Here is a 15,409-nt window from a genome sequence, read left to right as displayed (position 1 = left end):
GGGGCCCCGGGAGGCGGGTCACCAGCTGACGGGCAGCCGCTTCACACCGCGGATCAGCATGCCGGGGACCCAGGGCAGCTTCGCCTCGTCGACGTCCCCGGTCAGCTCCGGGAAGCGCTCCAGCAGCGACCGCAGGGCGATCCGGCCCTCCAGACGGGCCAGCGGGGCGCCGAGGCAGTAGTGCAGCCCGTGCCCGAAGGCGATGTGGCCGCGGGCGTCACGCCGGATGTCGAACCGGTCCGGGTCCTCGAAGCGGGCCGGGTCGCGGTCGGCGTCGGCCATGGCGATCAGGACGGTGGAGCGCTTCGGGATGACCACGCCGGCCATCTCCACGTCCTCCAGCGCGAGGCGCTCGGTACAGGTCTCGACCGGCCCGTCGTAACGGAGTATCTCCTCGATCGCGCCGTCGAGCAGCCCGAAGTCCGCCCGCAGGGCGGCGAGCTGGTCAGGGTGGGCGAACAGGGCGCGCATCCCGTTGCCGATCATGTTGACGGTGGTCTCGTGGCCGGCGATGAGCAGCAGGACGGACATGCCGATCAGCTCGGACGGCGAGAGCCGGTCGCCGCCCTCGTCGACGGCGTGGATCATCGCGCTGAGCAGGTCGTCGCCCGGGTCGGCGCGCTTGGCCTCGATGAGGCCCGTCAGGTACCCGATCATCCCCGCGTAGGCGGCGGCCTCGGCCTCCGGGCTGGTGCGGGCGACCGCCTCGTTGGACCAGGCGCGGAAGGCGTCGCGGTCCAGGCCGGGCACACCGAGCAGCTCACAGATGACGGTCATCGGCAGCGGGAAGGCCAGCGCCTCGAGCAGGTCGCCCCGGCGTTCCTCGTTCGCCTCCATGGCGTCGAGCAGCTCGTCGGTGATCTGCTGGATGCGCGGCGCCAGCTCCTCGATGCGGCGCGGAGTGAACGCCCGGGCGACCAGGCGGCGCAGCCGGGTGTGGTGCGGCGGGTCGGCCATCAGCATGTGGGCGAGCGCGGGGTTGTCCTGCTCGACGTTGATGATCTGGCTGATGTCTCCCGAGCGGAGCCAGTCACGGCTCAGCCGCGGGTCGTTGAAGGCCGTACGGCAGGCCTCGTAGCCGACGATCAGCCACAGTTCCTCGCCGTCGGGCGTCCGGACGTGGTGGACGGGGCCGCGTTCGCGCAGCTGCGCGTAGACCGGGTAGGGGTCGCGGACGAAGTCCGGACTCAGCTCCAGCAGATCGACCGTCTCGGTCCCAAGCGCCATTGCAATCCCCCTGAATGCATGTGTTGCCTTGCACGTCACACGCCGATGCGTGTGTACCCCACAGTAGTCGTGGAGTGACCGGAGCGGGGGACCGGGGGCCCTCCCCCGCGGCCGCGCGGGCCGCCGGGGAAGGTCTCAGGGGGTGTCCGAGTCCGCTGTCAGCAGCCGAAGTTGACGCGCCGGAAGGTGGCGTAGTGGTCGGCCGTGTAGTAGTCCTCCCGGTACTGGTTCCCGGTGACGATCCGCCGGGCCCCGCGCGTCGGCGAGCCGGGGGTGATCACCGTGTACTCGTGGTAGTAGCCGGCGGTCTGGGCCGGCAGCACGCGCTCGCGGTTCTGGAAGACGACGCCGTCCTGGGAGTAGGGGAACGGGCCTCCCTGGTCGATGAGTTCGAGGGTGTCGTACGCCTCGTCGGGCAGCGCGGAGTAACAGACGCTGCCGACGGAGGCCACGGCGGCGGATACGGGGGCGGGGGCGGCCGTGGCGGCCGTACCGGTGAACAGGGTGGCGGCGACGGCGGCCGCGGCGGCGACGGCCGCGAAGCGTGGGGGAATCCTCATGCGCACCACACAACGCGCGTAGAGCGGGGACGGTCAACGCCAACGGCCTTGTGTTCCCCGCCTGTTCACCACCCCGGCACGGACTCCCCCACTCCGCCAACCACCGTTCCCCTGAGCCCACGCCTCCCCGTGACGGCGGGGCGCTCGCGATGCCGCGCCGCCCACGACGCGCCACAGTCTCCGGACACCGAGCCCGGGCCGACGGACTCGGCCCACCGCCGGCTTTCTCCCCACACGAACGGCAGCGGTGGGATGTTCAGCGGCGTACGGCCACCGTCCCACAACACCCCACCCGGGCGGGGCGGGCGCCGTGCAGGGTCAGGACGGGGTGCCGTGGTCCTGCGGGAGGCCCGTGCCGCCCAGGCGGGTGAGGAGGGTGGCCAGCTGCTCGATGTCGGCGCCGGCCCAGTCCGGGGCCGCGAAGACGTCGGCCGCGACCTGTTCGGCGGCCTTGAGGATGTCGGTCAGCCGCTCGCGGCCGGTGTCCGTGAGGGCCGCGTACGCCACACGGGCGTCGCGGGCATCGGCCTCGCGGACGATGAGGCCGATCCGCTCCAACGGCGCCAGCCCCCGGGTCACGCCCGAGGCCGTCAGGCCGAGCGCCCCGGCGAGGTCCACCCGCCGCATCCGGCCCCCCTCGGCCCGCCCCAGGTGCAGCAGCACCAGGAAGTCGGCGAGACTCACCCCGAACAGGGACCCCAGCCGGGAGTCGAACTTCCGGACCAGGGCGGTCTGGGCCTTCACCAAGCGCAGGGACACATCCAGCGCATCACTCATTGCTACCTCCTTGACCGCTCAAGCATATCTCAGAAACTTGCGGAGTCAAGGAGTTGTGCAGCACCCCCGCCACAGCCGGCCGCCGGCCGTCGCGTATGTTCGTCCCGTTCCCGAACCGGAGGCGATGCCATGGGGCTCCTGCCGCTGCTCCTGCTGAACGCCTTCGCGCTGGCCGCCTTCGCCTTCGGGCGGCTCACCGTGCGGATGGTGCGCCGCGCGCCCGGGTGGGCGTACGCGCTGGTCCCGCCGCTGACGGTGATCGCCACCGGCTGGGCCGTCGGCTGGCTGCTGTGGCCCTCGTACGCGGCGGGCCCCGCCGTCCTCGTCTGGTGGCTCTGCGGGCTGGCCGGAACCGTCACCTGGTGGGTCTGCCAGGCCCGCACCCACCGGCTCCCCCGCCGCCCTCGCCGCCGTCCGGTCGCCTGAGCCGTGTCTTCGGATCGGGCCGGAGCGGCGGGCGTGGCGTCGCGATTCGTGCGGTTCGTCCGGCGATGATGGCTCGGTGCGACTTGATCACGTGTCCTATGCGGTGGCCCGCGACAGCTTCGTCTCGACCGTCCAGTGGATCGGGTCGGCCCTCGGCGCCGGGTTCGTGGACGGGGGCGTGCACCCGCGGTTCGGCACCCGCAATTTCATTCTCCCGCTGAGCGGCGGCACCTACGTCGAGGTCGTCACCACACTCGACCACCCCGCCGCCGACCGCGCACCCTTCGGCCAGGCGGTCGCACGCCGTGCCGCCGAGGGCGGCGGCTGGCTCGGCTGGGTGGTCTCCGTCGACGACATCGCCCCCGTCGAGGCCCGCCTCGGCCGCACCTCGGCCGAGGGCCACCGCGTCCGTCCCGACGGGTTCGACCTGAGGTGGAAGCAGATCGGCCTGCTGGAACTGATGGAGGACCCGCAACTGCCCTACTTCCTTCAGTGGCTGGTCCCCACCGAGGAGCGTCCGAGCGCCGGCCCGCGTACCTCCACCACCATCCACGGGCTCTCCATCGCCGGCGACGCCGCCTCCATCGCCGAATTCCTCGGCGAACCGGCCGACCACCCCCTCGACCAGATCGACGTCACCTGGGTCGAGGACGAGGAACCGGGCCTGGTCTCGGTCGAGTTCGCCACCGCCCACGGCCCGGTCACGATCTGACCGGGGCCCGGCGGCCCCGCCGGAGCAGCCGGCCGGGGTCTCCCGGCTGAAGGATCCTCCGCGAGGCCCGCCGCAGGCGCGACGGCCTCCCTCACACCGTCCAAGCCGTCGCCACCTTGCGCACCCTCGCCCCGGCCGGGGTGAACCAGCAGGTCAGCGGCGGCCTCGGGCTGCCCCCGCCGTGGCTTCGGCGAAACCCTTCAGTGCCGGCCCCCCGGGCCCTCGCCGCCGCCCGGGGAGAGCTGGGCCACGACCTCGGCGAGTTCCTCGCAGGCCTCCTCGATCTTCAGCCGGACGTTGTTCTGCTCGGTGACCAGGGCCGCCAGCAGGAGCCCGGTCAGTGCCGCCGCGCCGTTGAGGGCCTGGAGGTTGACCATGAGCTCCAGCAGGCTGCGGCCGGTGAACGGTCCGGCGTGATCGGTCGCCGCCCAGATCGACAGGACGGACACCAGCAGGGCGCACGGCGCCGCCCCGGCCAGCTGGAAGCGCACGGCGGCCCAGATGATCAGCGGGAAGACCAGGAACAGCAGGGACAGGGTGCTGTGCGTGGCGAGGACGGTGGCGGCGGCGGTCGCGGCCATCATGGCCACCGCCTCGGCCACCCGGTAGGGGTCGCGGGGCAGCCCGGCGCCGCGCAGCGCCAGCAGCAGCGGGGTCACCAGCAGCACGCCCATGGCGTCCCCGGCCCACCAGGCCGACCAGGTCGGCCAGAAGCTCGCGGCCGGCAGGTTGCCGGTCAGCACCAGCGTCCAGGCGCCGGCGGTCGCGCTGATCAGCATGGGGACCAGCCCGCCCAGGAAGACCAGCGCGAGCCCGTCGCGGAGCCGGTCCAGCTCGGGGCGGAATCCGGCCGCGCGCAGGAGCAGCAGGGCGCACACCGGGGCCAGTACGTTGCCGGCCACGATGCCGAGGTCGACGACGTGGAACGCGGCGATCCCCTCGATGGCGAAGTAGGTGCCGAGGGCGATTCCGGGCCAGACGCGCAGGCCGAACCGCAGGAGGGCGGCGACCGCGATCCCGGTGGGCGGCCACAGCGGGGTGACGACCGCGCCCGCGACCACGACCTGCCGCAGCAGGCCGAGCCGGCCGGTCGCGTAGTAGGCGGCGGCCACGCCGAGGATCAGCAGGAGCGCTGCGCACGAACGGCGCCATTCCAGGGTGCGCACCAGAGCATCAGACAACAGCCCGGACGTCCCGGCCGGGCGTGACACGCCCGAGCGGCCCGCGGACCGGTCCGGCACGGGCGCCCGGGCGTGCGGGGCGCCGGTCGTTCCGGCGCGGCACCGGGGTGACGCAAGGCGCCGGCCGGTCCGGCGGCGTACGCGGCCCCCCATCGACGGGCCCGGACCCGCCCCCGAGGCCGTGACGGCCCTCCCCGTACGCGGCCGCCTGCGCGGCGCCCGGGCGGGCGGGGCCGCCGGTCAGTGCGACGGCGTGCGCGGGGCCACGCCATCGGACCCCGGACCCGCCCCCCCCGGGGGCCGGGGCGGGCCCTCCCGTCGGCGCCCGCCTGCGCGGCGGCCATGCCCCCGGACCCGCCCAGGGGCCGTGGCGCCCCTTCCCAGATGCAGCCGCCTACGCGGCGCCCGGGCTTGCGGGGCCAGCCGGTCAGCGCGGGGACGTGCGCGGCGGCCACGCCACCCGGGCCCGTACCTGCCCGCCGGAGCACCCCTTCCCGTACCCAGCCGCCTGCGCGGCGCACGGCCGGACGGGGACGCCAGTCACCAGGGCCGCGGGCGCGGGAGCCGCGCCATCCGACCCGGACCCGCCGGGGCGGACCCTCCCGTCGGCGGCCGCCTGCGCGGCGCGGGCGGGCGGGGGCGCCGGTCAGTGCGCCGGGGGGCCGGGGGCGGGCGGCGGGTCCTGGGGGACCTCGGTGTCGGCGGACGCGGCCGCGTCTTCGGGGGCGGAGCCCTCCCCGGCCGTGTCCGGGCAGGGTGCGGCGTCCTCGGGGGCGGCGCCGGGGCCGTCGTGGCTGAGGACGAGCACCGCCGCGTCGTCGGCGTGACCGGTGGAGTCGGCCACCTTCATCACCTCGGCGGCCAGCTCGTCCGGGTCCCCGCCCGCCGCCTCCCGGACGATCCGGGACACCCGCTCCAGCCCCGCCTCGATCGGGAACGACGGCCCCTCCACCACGCCGTCGGTCAGCAGCACGATCGACCCCGCCGCAGTCAGCCTGCGCCGGGTGACCCCGTACCCCGCCCCGGGGACCAGGCCCAGCGGCGGCCCTCCCGCGTCCTCGGCGATGCCGTGGCGGCCGTCGACGGTGGCCCAGACGGCCGGCACGTGGCCCGCCCGGGCGCCCTGGAGCTCGCAGGTGTACGGGTCGAAGCGCAGCAGGGTGCACGTGGCGAACAGCTCGCTGTCCAGGGAGAGCAGCACGTCGTTGGCCCGGCCCAGCACCTCCCCCGGGTCCGGGACCACGGCCGCGACGGCGCGCAGGCAGACCCGGACCTGTCCCATGAAGGCGGCGGCCGCGACATCGTGCCCCTGGACGTCGCCGATGGAGAAGGCGAGGGCGCCCTCCGGCAGCGGGAAGCCGTCGTACCAGTCGCCGCCGATGTCCAGGCCGTGCTGGGCGGGGGCGTAGCGGGCCGCGGCCCGCAGTCCCGGCAGGGCGGGGAGGGAGGCGGGCAGCATCTCGCGCTGGAGGGCCTCGGCCAGCTCCACCCGGGCGTGGTGCAGCTGGGCGCCCTCCCGCGCCTGGGCGGTGAGCCTCCCCAGCTGGGTCAGCAGATCGGCGCTGGCCGGCCGGGAGGGCCGCCGGCGCGGGGTCACCGACCACTCCGGGGTGCGTCCATCTGCCTCTCTGCTCCCGCCGTGCGAAAGACCCGCGCACATCATATTTCGGCTCGGCTCGGACCGCCCGGCGCCGAGGGACCCGGGCCGGGCGGCCCGGTTCCCGGGGCGCGCCGCCGTCCCGCCCGGGGCCCTCCGCCCCCGGGGCCCTGCGGGCTCCGTTCCCGGCCCCGCCGGACACTCCGCCGGGACCGGCGCATCCCGCACCGGGATTCTCGTACGAACGGACAACGACTTTCAGCCGCACGGACGATGACGGAACCTCAGGCGGCCTCGGCGGCGTCGATAGGGTCGTGATCACCCCGGCCACGCCCGGGGCCCCGGGAAACCGCACCCACCCACCCCGCCGAGGAGCAACGTGCGCCTGTCCGCGAACCGCCGTCCCCTGAACCGCCGTCTGGCCGTGAGCGCCACCCTGCTGGCCGTGGTCGCCGGCGTGGCGCCCGCCACCGCCGCCCAGGCGGCGACCGCCCCCTCCGCCGAGGCCCTGCGCACCGCGGGTCCCGTGCTGCCGGCGCCGGACATGGAGGCCGTCGACCAGGCGCTCCGCAACACCCTCGCCGCGGGCGCCCCGGGCGCGCTGGCCCGGATCACCGAGGGCGGCCGCGCGCTGAGCGCGACGGAGGGCGTGAGCGACAAGGGCACCGGCGCGGCCATGGACACCCGGGCCCGCTTCCGGATCGGCAGCGTCACCAAGACGTTCTCGACCGTCGTCCTGCTCCAGCTGGTCAACGAGAAGAAGATCGAGCTGGACGTCCCGGTCAACCGCTACCTGCCGGGGCTGCTGCCCGACGACCGGATCACGGTGCGCCACCTGCTGACCCACCGCAGCGGCCTGTCGGACTACACGAACGCCATGTTCGACAAGACCGTCCCCGGCTTCGAGGCCGTCCGCAACAAGGTGTTCACCTACCAGGAGCTGGTGAACCTCTCGCTGGCCGAGCCCAGGACGACCGAGCCCGGGGTCTCCTACCAGTACTCGAACACCAACTTCGTGGTCGTCGGCATGCTGATCGAGAAGGCCACCGGGAACCCGGTGGCCAAGGAGTACGACCGCCGCATCATCAAGCCGCTGAAGCTGCGCGACACCTCGTACGTCCACCCGGGCACGCGGATCGCCGGGCTCCACACCCACGGCTACCTCACCCCGGACGAGGCCGGCGCCCCGCTGGTCGACTCCACCGAGCAGACCGTGTCCTGGGCGCAGTCGGCCGGTGCGATGATCTCCAGCCCGGCGGACCTCAGCACCTTCATGTCCGCGCTGGTGGGCGGCAAGCTGGTCGCGCCGAAGCTGCTGGACGAGATGCTGGTCATGACCCCGACCGACGCGGCCAAGACCCGCTTCTACGGCCTGGGCCTGCGCCGGTACGACCTGTCCTGCGGTACCTCGGTCTACGGGCACACGGGCACGGTCCAGGGCTTCTACACGTACGCGTTCACCACCCGCGACGGCAAGCGCAGCATGACGGCGATGGCGAACACCTCGAACCGGGGCGCCGCGAACACGGCCCTCGGCGCGACCCTCGAGGGCGCGTTCTGCGGGAAGAAGCCGGCCGCCGCCAAGGCCCGCGGCTTCGCCCCGGCCCCGGCCGAGGTGGACCTGCCGGAGCGCGACGTCCGCTGACGGCCTCCCGCCGGGGACCCGCCTAGGGCGGTCCCCGGCGGGCGTACCAGCGGGCGTACCGGCGGGCCGTGAGGACGGCGAGGGCCAGCCAGGCCGTGGCCAGGCACCAGCCGGCGAGTACGTCGGAGAGCCAGTGCATCCCGAGGTAGACACGGCTCAGGCCCACCGCCGCGCCCCAGACGAGGACCAGTGCGGCCGCGATCCGGGGCGGGCGCCCGGAGTGGCGCAGGGCGAGGGCCGCGAGCAGCAGTCCGGCGGTCAGGGCCCCCGTCGTGGCGTGACCGGAGGGGAAGGACCAGTTGTCGGCGTGGACCGCCCAGTCGGCGGCCGGCGGCCGCGGCCGGGCGAAGGCGTACATCAGCCCGCGCCGCACCGCCTGACCCGCGGCGAGGCACAGCGCGAACCCGGCGACGGCCGTGAGCCGCTGCCGGGCGGTGCGGCCGGCGTACAGGCCCGCCAGGACGGCCAGGGCGTACGGCGGCACCCCCGTGCCGGTGTCCGTGACCGCCCGGGCCACGGTCAGCGCGGCGGACGGCCGGTGTCCGACGGACCAGGTGTGCGGGCCGGTGTCGAAGGGCAGCGGACCGGTCGGTGCCAGGACCACCCACAGCGCCAGCAGCGCGAACCCGGCCGAGGCGGTGAGGGCCACCACCCGGGCGGCGGGGCCGGCGCCCGGCGGGCGGGCCGGCCGCCTGCGGTCGGGGACGGGTTCGGCCATGCGACTGCCTCTCACGGTCCGGGCGGGCCCGGTGTACGGGGTTCCCCGCACTGTAGCCGTGCCGGGTGGGACGCCAGGGGACGAGACCCCGTCAGAGGCCGATCCAGTAGCGGCGCTTGGGGCCGATCAGGGTCTCCCGTACGTCCTCGAGCACCCCGCCGGCCCGCTCGATCGTGCGCCGCGAGGCTTCATTGCCGGGGTCGCAGGTCAGCAGGACCTGGTCCATCCCCAGCAGGCGGGCCTCGTGCAGGGCCTCGCCCAGGGCCCAGCCGGCCAGCCCGCGCCGGCGCGCCGAGGGGCGGACGCTGTAGCCGATGTGGCCGCCGGCGTCGAGGAGGAACGCGTTGAGGTAGTGCCGCAGGTCGATGGCGCCCAGGTAGGTGTCGCCCTCGGTGATCCACCAGTACGTGGCGTGGACGCGGCCCTGTTCGACCGGCGCCGTACGGTCGGCCTGGACGCGCAGCCGCTCGGTCCAGGCCGCGAAGCCCTCGGGGGTCTCCACGTCGTCGTCTGAGCCCAGTCCGGCGCCGTCCATGTGGGCGTCGGCCCCCCATTCCGCCCGGGCGTCGAGCCAGGAGGCGTGCAGGTGCGGGGAGGGGGTGATCAGTGCGGGCATACCCCGACCGTAACAGTCCGATCATCGGACTATTCAGCTCCGCCCGTGCCCTGCCCGTGCCCGGCTCCGCCCACCCCGGGGGATCAGGCCGGAGACCGATCGGATAGTTTGCCATCCGTTTACCCGATGCCCCGACGCCGCCCGCGCCCCCAGGAGCTCCCGCATGCCCCACCCCATACGCCGCCCCGCACGGACGGTGGTCCTGGCCGCCGCCACCCTGCTGGCGGTCCCCGCCCTGGCGGCCTGTGACGGCGGCGGGGCCCCGGCGGCGCCGAAGCCGTCCGCCCCGGCGAGCGCCCCCGCCCCTGCCCCGCCGGCCGCGCTGCCCGCCGCCCTCACCGGGCAGAAGCCCGACTGGGCGCCCTGCCCCGCGCCCTCCACGGCGCAGGGCGGCGGGAAGGCCCCCGGCGGGGCCTGGGAGTGCGCGACGATGAAGGCGCCCCTGGACTACGCCAAGCCGGACGGCGAGACCCTGGACGTGGCGCTGATCCGCAAGAAGGCCACGGACCCGGGCAAGCGCCTCGGCTCGCTGGTGTACAACTTCGGCGGCCCCGGCGGCTCCGGCGTCAAGACGCTCCCGCACGCCGCGAAGGACTACGAGAAGCTGGGCGCCGTCTACGACCTGGTCAGCTTCGACCCGCGCGGCGTGGGTGCCACCGCCCCGGTCGTCTGCCTGGACGACAAGGCCCTGGACGAGGGGCCCGGCCCCTCCGACGCCGACCCCCTGGCGCCCGTCCGCACGTACACCGAGGCCTGCCGGCGGAACTCCGCCAGGATCCTCCCCCACGTCTCGACGGCGGACACGGCGCGCGACATGGACCTGATGCGCCAGGTGCTCGGCGACCCGAAGCTGAACTACTTCGGGATCTCCTACGGCACCCAGCTGGGCGGCGTCTACGCCCACCTGTTCCCGAAGAACGTGGGCCGCACCGTCTTCGACGCCGTGGTGGACCCCACCTCGGACGAGCTCCAGGCCGGCCTCAACCAGGCCAAGGGGTTCCAGCAGGCGCTGGAGCACGCCATGGAGTTCTGCCGGGACAAGTACGCCGCGAACTGCCCCACCGGCGGGAGCGCCGAGGAGGGTGACCGCAGGATCGGTGAGCTGCTGAAGAAGCTGGAGACGGAGCCCGCCGCCACCAGGAGCGGCCGCAGGCTCACCGCCGACCAGGCGCTCACCGGCATCGCCGCCACCCTCTATGACAAGGACACCTGGGACTACCTGGTCCAGAGCCTGGCCGAGCTGCGGCTGCGCGGTACCGGGACCAACCTGCTCGCCATCGCGGACGCCTACGGCGGGCGCGGCCAGGACGGCCACTACAGCAACACGGACGCCGCCCACACGGCGATCGGCTGCGCCGACACCAACCGCCGCTACACGGTGGAGGAGATGCGGGCCCAGGAGCCCGCCTTCCGCGCGGCCTCCCCGGTCTTCGGCCCGTTCATGGCCAAGGGCCTGCTCGCCTGCACGGAGTGGCCCGTGCGCGGCACGGCGGACAAGCCGCAGGTGGGCGCCGAGGGGGCGGCCCCGATCCTCGTGGTCGGCAACACCGGCGACCCGGCCACCCCGGTCGAGGGCGCGAAGCGGATGGCCGACGCGCTCGGGCGCGGCGTCGGCGTCAGCCTGACGGTCAAGGGCGAGGGGCACGGGGTCTACGGGACCAACGCCTGTGCGACCAAGGCGGTCGACGCCTTCCTCCTCGACGGGACCGCGCCGGCCGACGGGACCACCTGTTCCTGAATTCCGCTTTGCCCCCTGCGTGGGCCTTTGCCCCGGCGCTCGTACCGACCTGTGTTCGGGTGCCGGGATTCCGCCACCTACACTTGTGCCGCCCGGCCGCCGGTGCCGGCTTCAGGGGAGCGACGTCCTAAGTGAGCAGCACCAGCAGTGAAGCGCCGATCTACGACCGGCTCGTACGCGAGCGCGGCGATGTTCCGGGTCAGGTCCGCCGCGAGGCGGAGGAGATCCTCCACCACCTGGCACAGGTGATGGCCGGACGTCCCCCGTCCGGCGGGCTGCAGGGCTGGCGCACCCCGTAACGGGGCCGCCCGGTGGCGGTCCCCGCCACCGGCGGTGGCCGGACTGTGGGGGCGGCACACATCGGCAGCGACGGCGCCGGTCCCTAACGTTCGGACCATGACGAGCGGATCTTCGAGCGGACCTTCCGGCGGACCTTCGGGCGGACCTTCCGGCGACGTGGCGGGCCGGGTCGCCCTGGTGACCGGCGGCGGCAGCGGTATCGGGCGGGCCTGCGCCGAGGCGCTGGCCGGTGCCGGGGCCCTGGTGCACGTCGTGGACGTGGACGCGGGGGCGGCGCAGGCCGTGGCCGCGCGGATCGGCGGCAGCGCCCACCCGGCCGACCTCGCCGACCCCGCGGCCGTCGAGGCCCTGCCGTCCGCCGTGGACATCCTGGTCAACAGCGCTGGGCTGCAACACGTCGCGGCCATCGAGGAGTTCCCGCCGGAGCGGTTCGAGCTGCTCCAGCGGGTGATGGTGCACGCCCCGTTCCTGCTGCTGCGCCGGACGCTGCCGTACATGTACGGGCGCGGGTGGGGTCGGGTGGTCAACATCTCCAGCGTGCACGGGCTGCGGGCCAGCGCCTTCAAGTCCGGGTACGTGGCCGCCAAGCACGCGCTGGAGGGCCTCAGCAAGGTCACCGCCCTGGAGGGCGCGCCGCACGGGGTGACCAGCAACTGCGTGAACCCCGGCTACGTCCGCACCCCGCTGGTGGAACGGCAGATCGCCGCCCAGGCCGAGGCGCACGGCATTCCCGCCGAGCGGGTCGTCGAGGAGGTGCTGCTGCGCGGCTCCGCGATCAAGCGGCTGATCGAGCCCGAGGAGGTCGCCGCGGTCGCGCTGTGGCTGTGCGGCCCGCACACCGGGCACGTCACCGGCGCCTCGCTGCCGATGGACGGCGGCTGGACCGCCGCCTGAGCCTCAGCCGTCCGGGCCGGTGTCGAGCGCGTCCTCGCGGACCCGGCGCGCGAGGTCGGTCTTGGTGTACGCGGGCCGGCCCGCCTCCTGGTACTTCTCCTTGACCCGGTCCAGGTAGTACTTGGCGGTGTGCGCGCTGATCCCGGCCCTCCGGGCCGTGGCCTTGAGGGTGAGCCCGGACGCGTAGTCGACCAGCACCTGGCGCTCGCGGGGGGCCAGCCGGGGCCGGTCCGGGCGGGTGTCGTGGACCCAGGCGAAGGCCAGTTCGGGCGAGTGCGCCGTCGCGCCCGAGGCCACGGTCGCGACGGCCGCCGCCAGGGTCTCCAGGTCGTGGTCCTTGGTGAGGTAGCCGTCCGCGCCGGCGGCCACCGCCGCCAGGATCCGGGTGCGGTCGGCCACCGTGCTGATCACCAGGACCCGGCTGCCCGAGGCCCGTACGCGCCGGACGTTGTGCTCCGGGGTGGAGCCGTCCCGCAGCACGAGGTCGAGCAGGACCACGTCGGCCGCCCGGGCCCGCGGGCGCGCCAGCAGGGCGTCGACCGTCGGGACGGCGGCGACGAGGCACAGTCCCTCGGCCCCGGCCAGCCAGGAGCTCAGCCCGTCCAGCAGCATCCGGTCGTCGTCGACCGCGGCGACGGTGATCACGCCGGCCAGCGCAGTTCGACCCGGGTCCCCTCGCCGGGGGCGCTCTCCACCACGGCGGCCCCGCCGATCCGGGCCATCCGCGCGTGCACCGAACGCGGCAGGCCGGTCCCGCAGGAGCGGGCCGCGGTGGACGGGTCGAAGCCGGCGCCCCGGTCCACGACCGTCACCGCCACGCCCCGGCCGCGTCCGACGGCGGTGAGGAAGGCGCGTCCGGTTCCGGCGTGGCGGCGTACGTTGTTCAGGGCCTCGCCGACGGCGGCCGCCAGCGCGTCGGCGACGTCGCGGGGCACGGCCGGCAGCCGGTGGTACTGGGCGCTGACCGCCAGCCCCAGGCATTCGGCGGAGCGGACGGCCGCCTCCAGCGCCGCGCCCGTGGCCGCCGTTCCGGCGGCGGGGCCGTCCGCCGGGTGCGGGGTCTCGTCCCGCTGGATGAGCCGCCTGAGGTAGGCGGCCTCGCGGGCGCAGCGTTCCCGTACGGGCGCGGCGTTGGCGTCCACGCCTCCGGCGGCGATGGTGGTGAGGGTGGCCAGCACCGTGTCGTGCAGGGCGGCGTGGTGGGCCATCCGCTCGGCCTGGCGCACCCGCCGGGCCTCGGCGGCGACGGCCTGTTCGCGGGCGGCGTCCAGCAGGGAGCCCTGGCGGCGCAGGTACCACCAGAACACCCAGGCCATGGCGGCGGAGGAGAGCACCGCGTTGAAGTGGCCGAGGAGTTCCGCCGAGCGGGAGCCCGCCACGAGCAGGTGCAGCGCGAGCGAGGTGGCGAGCAGCAGCAGGACGCAGGCGGCGGCGCCGCGCAGGCCGAGCCCGACGGCGGCGGCCGAACTCGCCGATCCGCCCAGCAAGAGCAGCCAGCCGCTCTGGTCGACGGCCGGAGCGCCGATCGCCCGGAGCGCCAGCCACGGCAGGGCGCAGCCCGTCACCAGGACGTCGGCCCACACCCAGCGGCGGTCCAGCCGGCCCCGGGCGTGCGCGGTCCCGTACAGCAGCAGGCTGAGGGTGACGGCGGTGGCGAGGACCGCCCAGGCGGCGGCCGATCCGGGCGTGTGGCGGGCCACGAAGGTGAGGCCGGCGCTGAGGTGGCTCGCCCGGTACAGCCCGGTGGCGAGCATCATGAACCGCCGCGCGCGCTGAAGACCCGAGCCCCCACCCACCACTGCCTCCGCCGTGAACACACCCCCCTGAACGGGTGGGTTCCGGGTACTCAGTTGATCTCGCTAGGTTCGTCGGGTCAAGGCCGTCCTCGGACAGGAGAGAACGCGTGGCTCGAAAGTCAACCCGTCTCGGCAGGCGCGGAGTCGTGGCCGCCCTGGTGGGGCTGCTCGCCCTGGTGGTACCGGTGTCCTCGGCCGGGGCGGCGGAGAATCCCTCCATCGTCTACACCACGAGTTTCCACAACGCGGCGCTCTACAAGCTGCACGCGGCCGTCAGCTGGAAGTGCCTGGACATCCAGGGCGGCGGCGCGCCCGCGGACGGCAAGGTCATCCAGACCTTCGACTGCAAGGACGAACTGCACCAGATGTTCACCTTCCAGCGCGTGGGCGGGGACAACTTCACCGTCGGCGCCTTCGGCGTCTACTGCCTGGGCACGCAGGGCGGGAGCACGGCGCCGGGCACCCCGCTGAACCTGCGGAACGGCTGGGGCTGCTCCACCTTCACCTGGAACTACCGGGGCACCCCGCAGTACCCGAACCGCTGGGAGCTCGTCGAGGCGAGCACCGGGCAGTGCGTCCGGGACACCGGACGGCGCTCCCCCGTCGTGCTGGGCGCCTGCGGCAGCACGACCACGCCGTGGCCGGAGGTCTGGGCCCCGGAGTTCAACCGCTATCACGACTACGACCAGCTCGGCTGAGACCGCTCCGGTCGCGGCGGCCCGGTCCGGGGCCCGGCGGGGGCCTTCCGGCGGACCGGCCGGGCGCGGCGGGGGCCGCGTGAGGCGGCGGTGCGGCACCGCGGGTTCAGGCCCCGCGGTGCCGTGCCGCCGTCGTCCGGGCTTTGCGGGCGGCGGCCCCGGGGGGATCCTGGGAACGGGGGACGAGGCACGCAGGAGGCAGGCCATGACACACGCCGAGGAGTGGAGGGTGGACCTCTACCTCGTGGAGGAGGACGGGACGACCCGCGCCCGGGCCGTGCTGGACAACGGTAAGACGACGATCACCGGCAGCGGCCGGGCGCGGTGCAATCCGCAGGACGTGGACGTCCCCGCCATCGGCGAGGAGCTGGCGGCGGGCCGGGCGATGCGCGACCTCTCCGCCCGCCTGATGCGCGCCGCCGACAAGGACCTGGCCGCCGTGGGCGCCGTGCCCGTCCCGCCGCGCACCGGGTACGGCTGGCCGGACGACGCCCGCCCGGGCGGGTAGCCGGGCGGGCGGCGGT

General features: G+C 74.9%; 17 protein-coding genes. 8 read left to right on the top strand and 9 right to left on the bottom strand.

The genetic code is table 11. The features are described from left to right. Positions 1 to 18: 18 nt before the first annotated feature. The 3 genes from ABT403_RS01620 to ABT403_RS01610 form a co-directional block, all read right to left on the bottom strand. Positions 19 to 1,227: a cytochrome P450 family protein gene (locus ABT403_RS01620; protein ID WP_344167195.1), complete on the bottom strand. Its 1,209-nt coding sequence runs from the start codon at positions 1,225 to 1,227 to the stop codon at positions 19 to 21. Positions 1,228 to 1,385: 158 nt separating this feature from the next. Further along, the gene (locus tag ABT403_RS01615; protein WP_344167197.1) at positions 1,386 to 1,787 is read right to left on the bottom strand and encodes a guanyl-specific ribonuclease; all 402 of its coding nucleotides are present in this window, start codon (positions 1,785 to 1,787) and stop codon (positions 1,386 to 1,388) included. 318 nt (positions 1,788 to 2,105) lie between these two features. Then, positions 2,106 to 2,564 (bottom strand): MarR family winged helix-turn-helix transcriptional regulator, encoded by a 459-nt coding sequence (locus tag ABT403_RS01610; protein WP_344167199.1) that lies wholly within the window; start codon positions 2,562 to 2,564, stop codon positions 2,106 to 2,108. 129 nt (positions 2,565 to 2,693) lie between these two features. On the opposite strand from ABT403_RS01610, the gene ABT403_RS01605 reads away from it, so the two are divergent. Together ABT403_RS01605 and ABT403_RS01600 are read left to right on the top strand one after the other, a co-directional pair. Further along, on the top strand, positions 2,694 to 2,990 hold the full coding sequence (locus ABT403_RS01605; RefSeq protein ID WP_344167201.1) for a hypothetical protein: 297 nt from the start codon (positions 2,694 to 2,696) through the stop codon (positions 2,988 to 2,990). Between the two features lie 76 nt (positions 2,991 to 3,066). After that, positions 3,067 to 3,702 (top strand): VOC family protein, encoded by a 636-nt coding sequence (locus tag ABT403_RS01600; RefSeq protein ID WP_344167203.1) that lies wholly within the window; start codon positions 3,067 to 3,069, stop codon positions 3,700 to 3,702. Between the two features lie 200 nt (positions 3,703 to 3,902). Here the strand turns inward: ABT403_RS01600 and ABT403_RS01595 are convergent, their stop codons facing one another. Together ABT403_RS01595 and ABT403_RS01590 are read right to left on the bottom strand one after the other, a co-directional pair. Continuing rightward, positions 3,903 to 4,871 carry an MASE1 domain-containing protein gene (locus tag ABT403_RS01595; protein WP_344168386.1) on the bottom strand — a complete coding sequence of 323 codons (969 nt, stop codon included), beginning with the start codon at positions 4,869 to 4,871 and terminating at the stop codon, positions 3,903 to 3,905. Positions 4,872 to 5,529: 658 nt separating this feature from the next. Next, complete coding sequence (locus ABT403_RS01590) at positions 5,530 to 6,480, bottom strand: PP2C family protein-serine/threonine phosphatase (RefSeq protein ID WP_344167205.1); 951 nt, start codon at positions 6,478 to 6,480, stop codon at positions 5,530 to 5,532. Between the two features lie 379 nt (positions 6,481 to 6,859). On the opposite strand from ABT403_RS01590, the gene ABT403_RS01585 reads away from it, so the two are divergent. Then, complete coding sequence (locus ABT403_RS01585) at positions 6,860 to 8,125, top strand: serine hydrolase domain-containing protein (RefSeq protein WP_425580314.1); 1,266 nt, start codon at positions 6,860 to 6,862, stop codon at positions 8,123 to 8,125. A gap of 22 nt (positions 8,126 to 8,147) precedes the next feature. Here ABT403_RS01585 and ABT403_RS01580 read toward each other — a convergent pair whose 3' ends face one another. Together ABT403_RS01580 and ABT403_RS01575 are read right to left on the bottom strand one after the other, a co-directional pair. Continuing rightward, positions 8,148 to 8,843 (bottom strand): phosphatase PAP2 family protein, encoded by a 696-nt coding sequence (locus tag ABT403_RS01580; RefSeq protein ID WP_344167207.1) that lies wholly within the window; start codon positions 8,841 to 8,843, stop codon positions 8,148 to 8,150. Between the two features lie 91 nt (positions 8,844 to 8,934). Beyond that, a complete protein-coding gene (locus ABT403_RS01575; protein ID WP_344167209.1) occupies positions 8,935 to 9,459 on the bottom strand; it encodes a GNAT family N-acetyltransferase in 525 nt (174 codons plus the stop codon). Positions 9,460 to 9,622: 163 nt separating this feature from the next. Here ABT403_RS01575 and ABT403_RS01570 point away from each other — a divergent pair, with 163 nt between their 5' ends. The 3 genes from ABT403_RS01570 (at position 9,623) to ABT403_RS01560 (ending at position 12,391) form a co-directional block, all read left to right on the top strand. After that, entirely contained in the window at positions 9,623 to 11,197 is a 1,575-nt protein-coding gene (locus tag ABT403_RS01570) for an alpha/beta hydrolase (protein WP_344167211.1), read from the top strand. 131 nt (positions 11,198 to 11,328) lie between these two features. Next, positions 11,329 to 11,496, top strand: a complete 168-nt coding sequence (locus tag ABT403_RS01565; protein ID WP_344167213.1) for a hypothetical protein — start codon at positions 11,329 to 11,331, stop codon at positions 11,494 to 11,496. 97 nt (positions 11,497 to 11,593) lie between these two features. Continuing rightward, on the top strand, positions 11,594 to 12,391 hold the full coding sequence (locus tag ABT403_RS01560; protein WP_344167215.1) for a 3-hydroxybutyrate dehydrogenase: 798 nt from the start codon (positions 11,594 to 11,596) through the stop codon (positions 12,389 to 12,391). Positions 12,392 to 12,394: 3 nt separating this feature from the next. Here ABT403_RS01560 and ABT403_RS01555 read toward each other — a convergent pair whose 3' ends face one another. Both ABT403_RS01555 and ABT403_RS01550 read right to left on the bottom strand, forming a co-directional pair. Then, positions 12,395 to 13,036, bottom strand: a complete 642-nt coding sequence (locus ABT403_RS01555) for a response regulator (RefSeq protein ID WP_344167217.1) — start codon at positions 13,034 to 13,036, stop codon at positions 12,395 to 12,397. Continuing rightward, entirely contained in the window at positions 13,033 to 14,148 is a 1,116-nt protein-coding gene (locus tag ABT403_RS01550; protein WP_344167219.1) for a sensor histidine kinase, read from the bottom strand. The genes ABT403_RS01555 and ABT403_RS01550 overlap by 4 nt, the downstream gene beginning before the upstream one ends. A gap of 146 nt (positions 14,149 to 14,294) precedes the next feature. Here ABT403_RS01550 and ABT403_RS01545 point away from each other — a divergent pair, with 146 nt between their 5' ends. Further along, entirely contained in the window at positions 14,295 to 14,885 is a 591-nt protein-coding gene (locus ABT403_RS01545) for an RICIN domain-containing protein (RefSeq protein ID WP_344167221.1), read from the top strand. Between the two features lie 205 nt (positions 14,886 to 15,090). Beyond that, entirely contained in the window at positions 15,091 to 15,393 is a 303-nt protein-coding gene (locus tag ABT403_RS01540) for a DUF1876 domain-containing protein (protein ID WP_344167223.1), read from the top strand. The last annotated feature ends 16 nt before the right edge of the window (positions 15,394 to 15,409 follow it).

The organism is Streptomyces sp. NPDC000075 (genome assembly GCF_040301925.1).
Classification (GTDB): domain Bacteria; phylum Actinomycetota; class Actinomycetes; order Streptomycetales; family Streptomycetaceae; genus Streptomyces; species Streptomyces polychromogenes.
This window is presented reverse-complemented; position numbering and strand designations above follow the sequence as displayed.

Coding starts and splice junctions, on each gene's coding strand:
- ABT403_RS01580 (WP_344167207.1), bottom strand. CDS start 8,843: ATGGCCGAACCCGTCCCCGACCGCAGGCGGCCGGCCCGCCCGCCGGGC.
- ABT403_RS01610 (WP_344167199.1), bottom strand. CDS start 2,564: ATGAGTGATGCGCTGGATGTGTCCCTGCGCTTGGTGAAGGCCCAGACC.
- ABT403_RS01620 (WP_344167195.1), bottom strand. CDS start 1,227: ATGGCGCTTGGGACCGAGACGGTCGATCTGCTGGAGCTGAGTCCGGAC.
- ABT403_RS01570 (WP_344167211.1), top strand. CDS start 9,623: ATGCCCCACCCCATACGCCGCCCCGCACGGACGGTGGTCCTGGCCGCC.
- ABT403_RS01540 (WP_344167223.1), top strand. CDS start 15,091: ATGACACACGCCGAGGAGTGGAGGGTGGACCTCTACCTCGTGGAGGAG.
- ABT403_RS01560 (WP_344167215.1), top strand. CDS start 11,594: ATGACGAGCGGATCTTCGAGCGGACCTTCCGGCGGACCTTCGGGCGGA.
- ABT403_RS01575 (WP_344167209.1), bottom strand. CDS start 9,459: ATGCCCGCACTGATCACCCCCTCCCCGCACCTGCACGCCTCCTGGCTC.
- ABT403_RS01615 (WP_344167197.1), bottom strand. CDS start 1,787: ATGAGGATTCCCCCACGCTTCGCGGCCGTCGCCGCCGCGGCCGCCGTC.
- ABT403_RS01550 (WP_344167219.1), bottom strand. CDS start 14,148: ATGATGCTCGCCACCGGGCTGTACCGGGCGAGCCACCTCAGCGCCGGC.
- ABT403_RS01605 (WP_344167201.1), top strand. CDS start 2,694: ATGGGGCTCCTGCCGCTGCTCCTGCTGAACGCCTTCGCGCTGGCCGCC.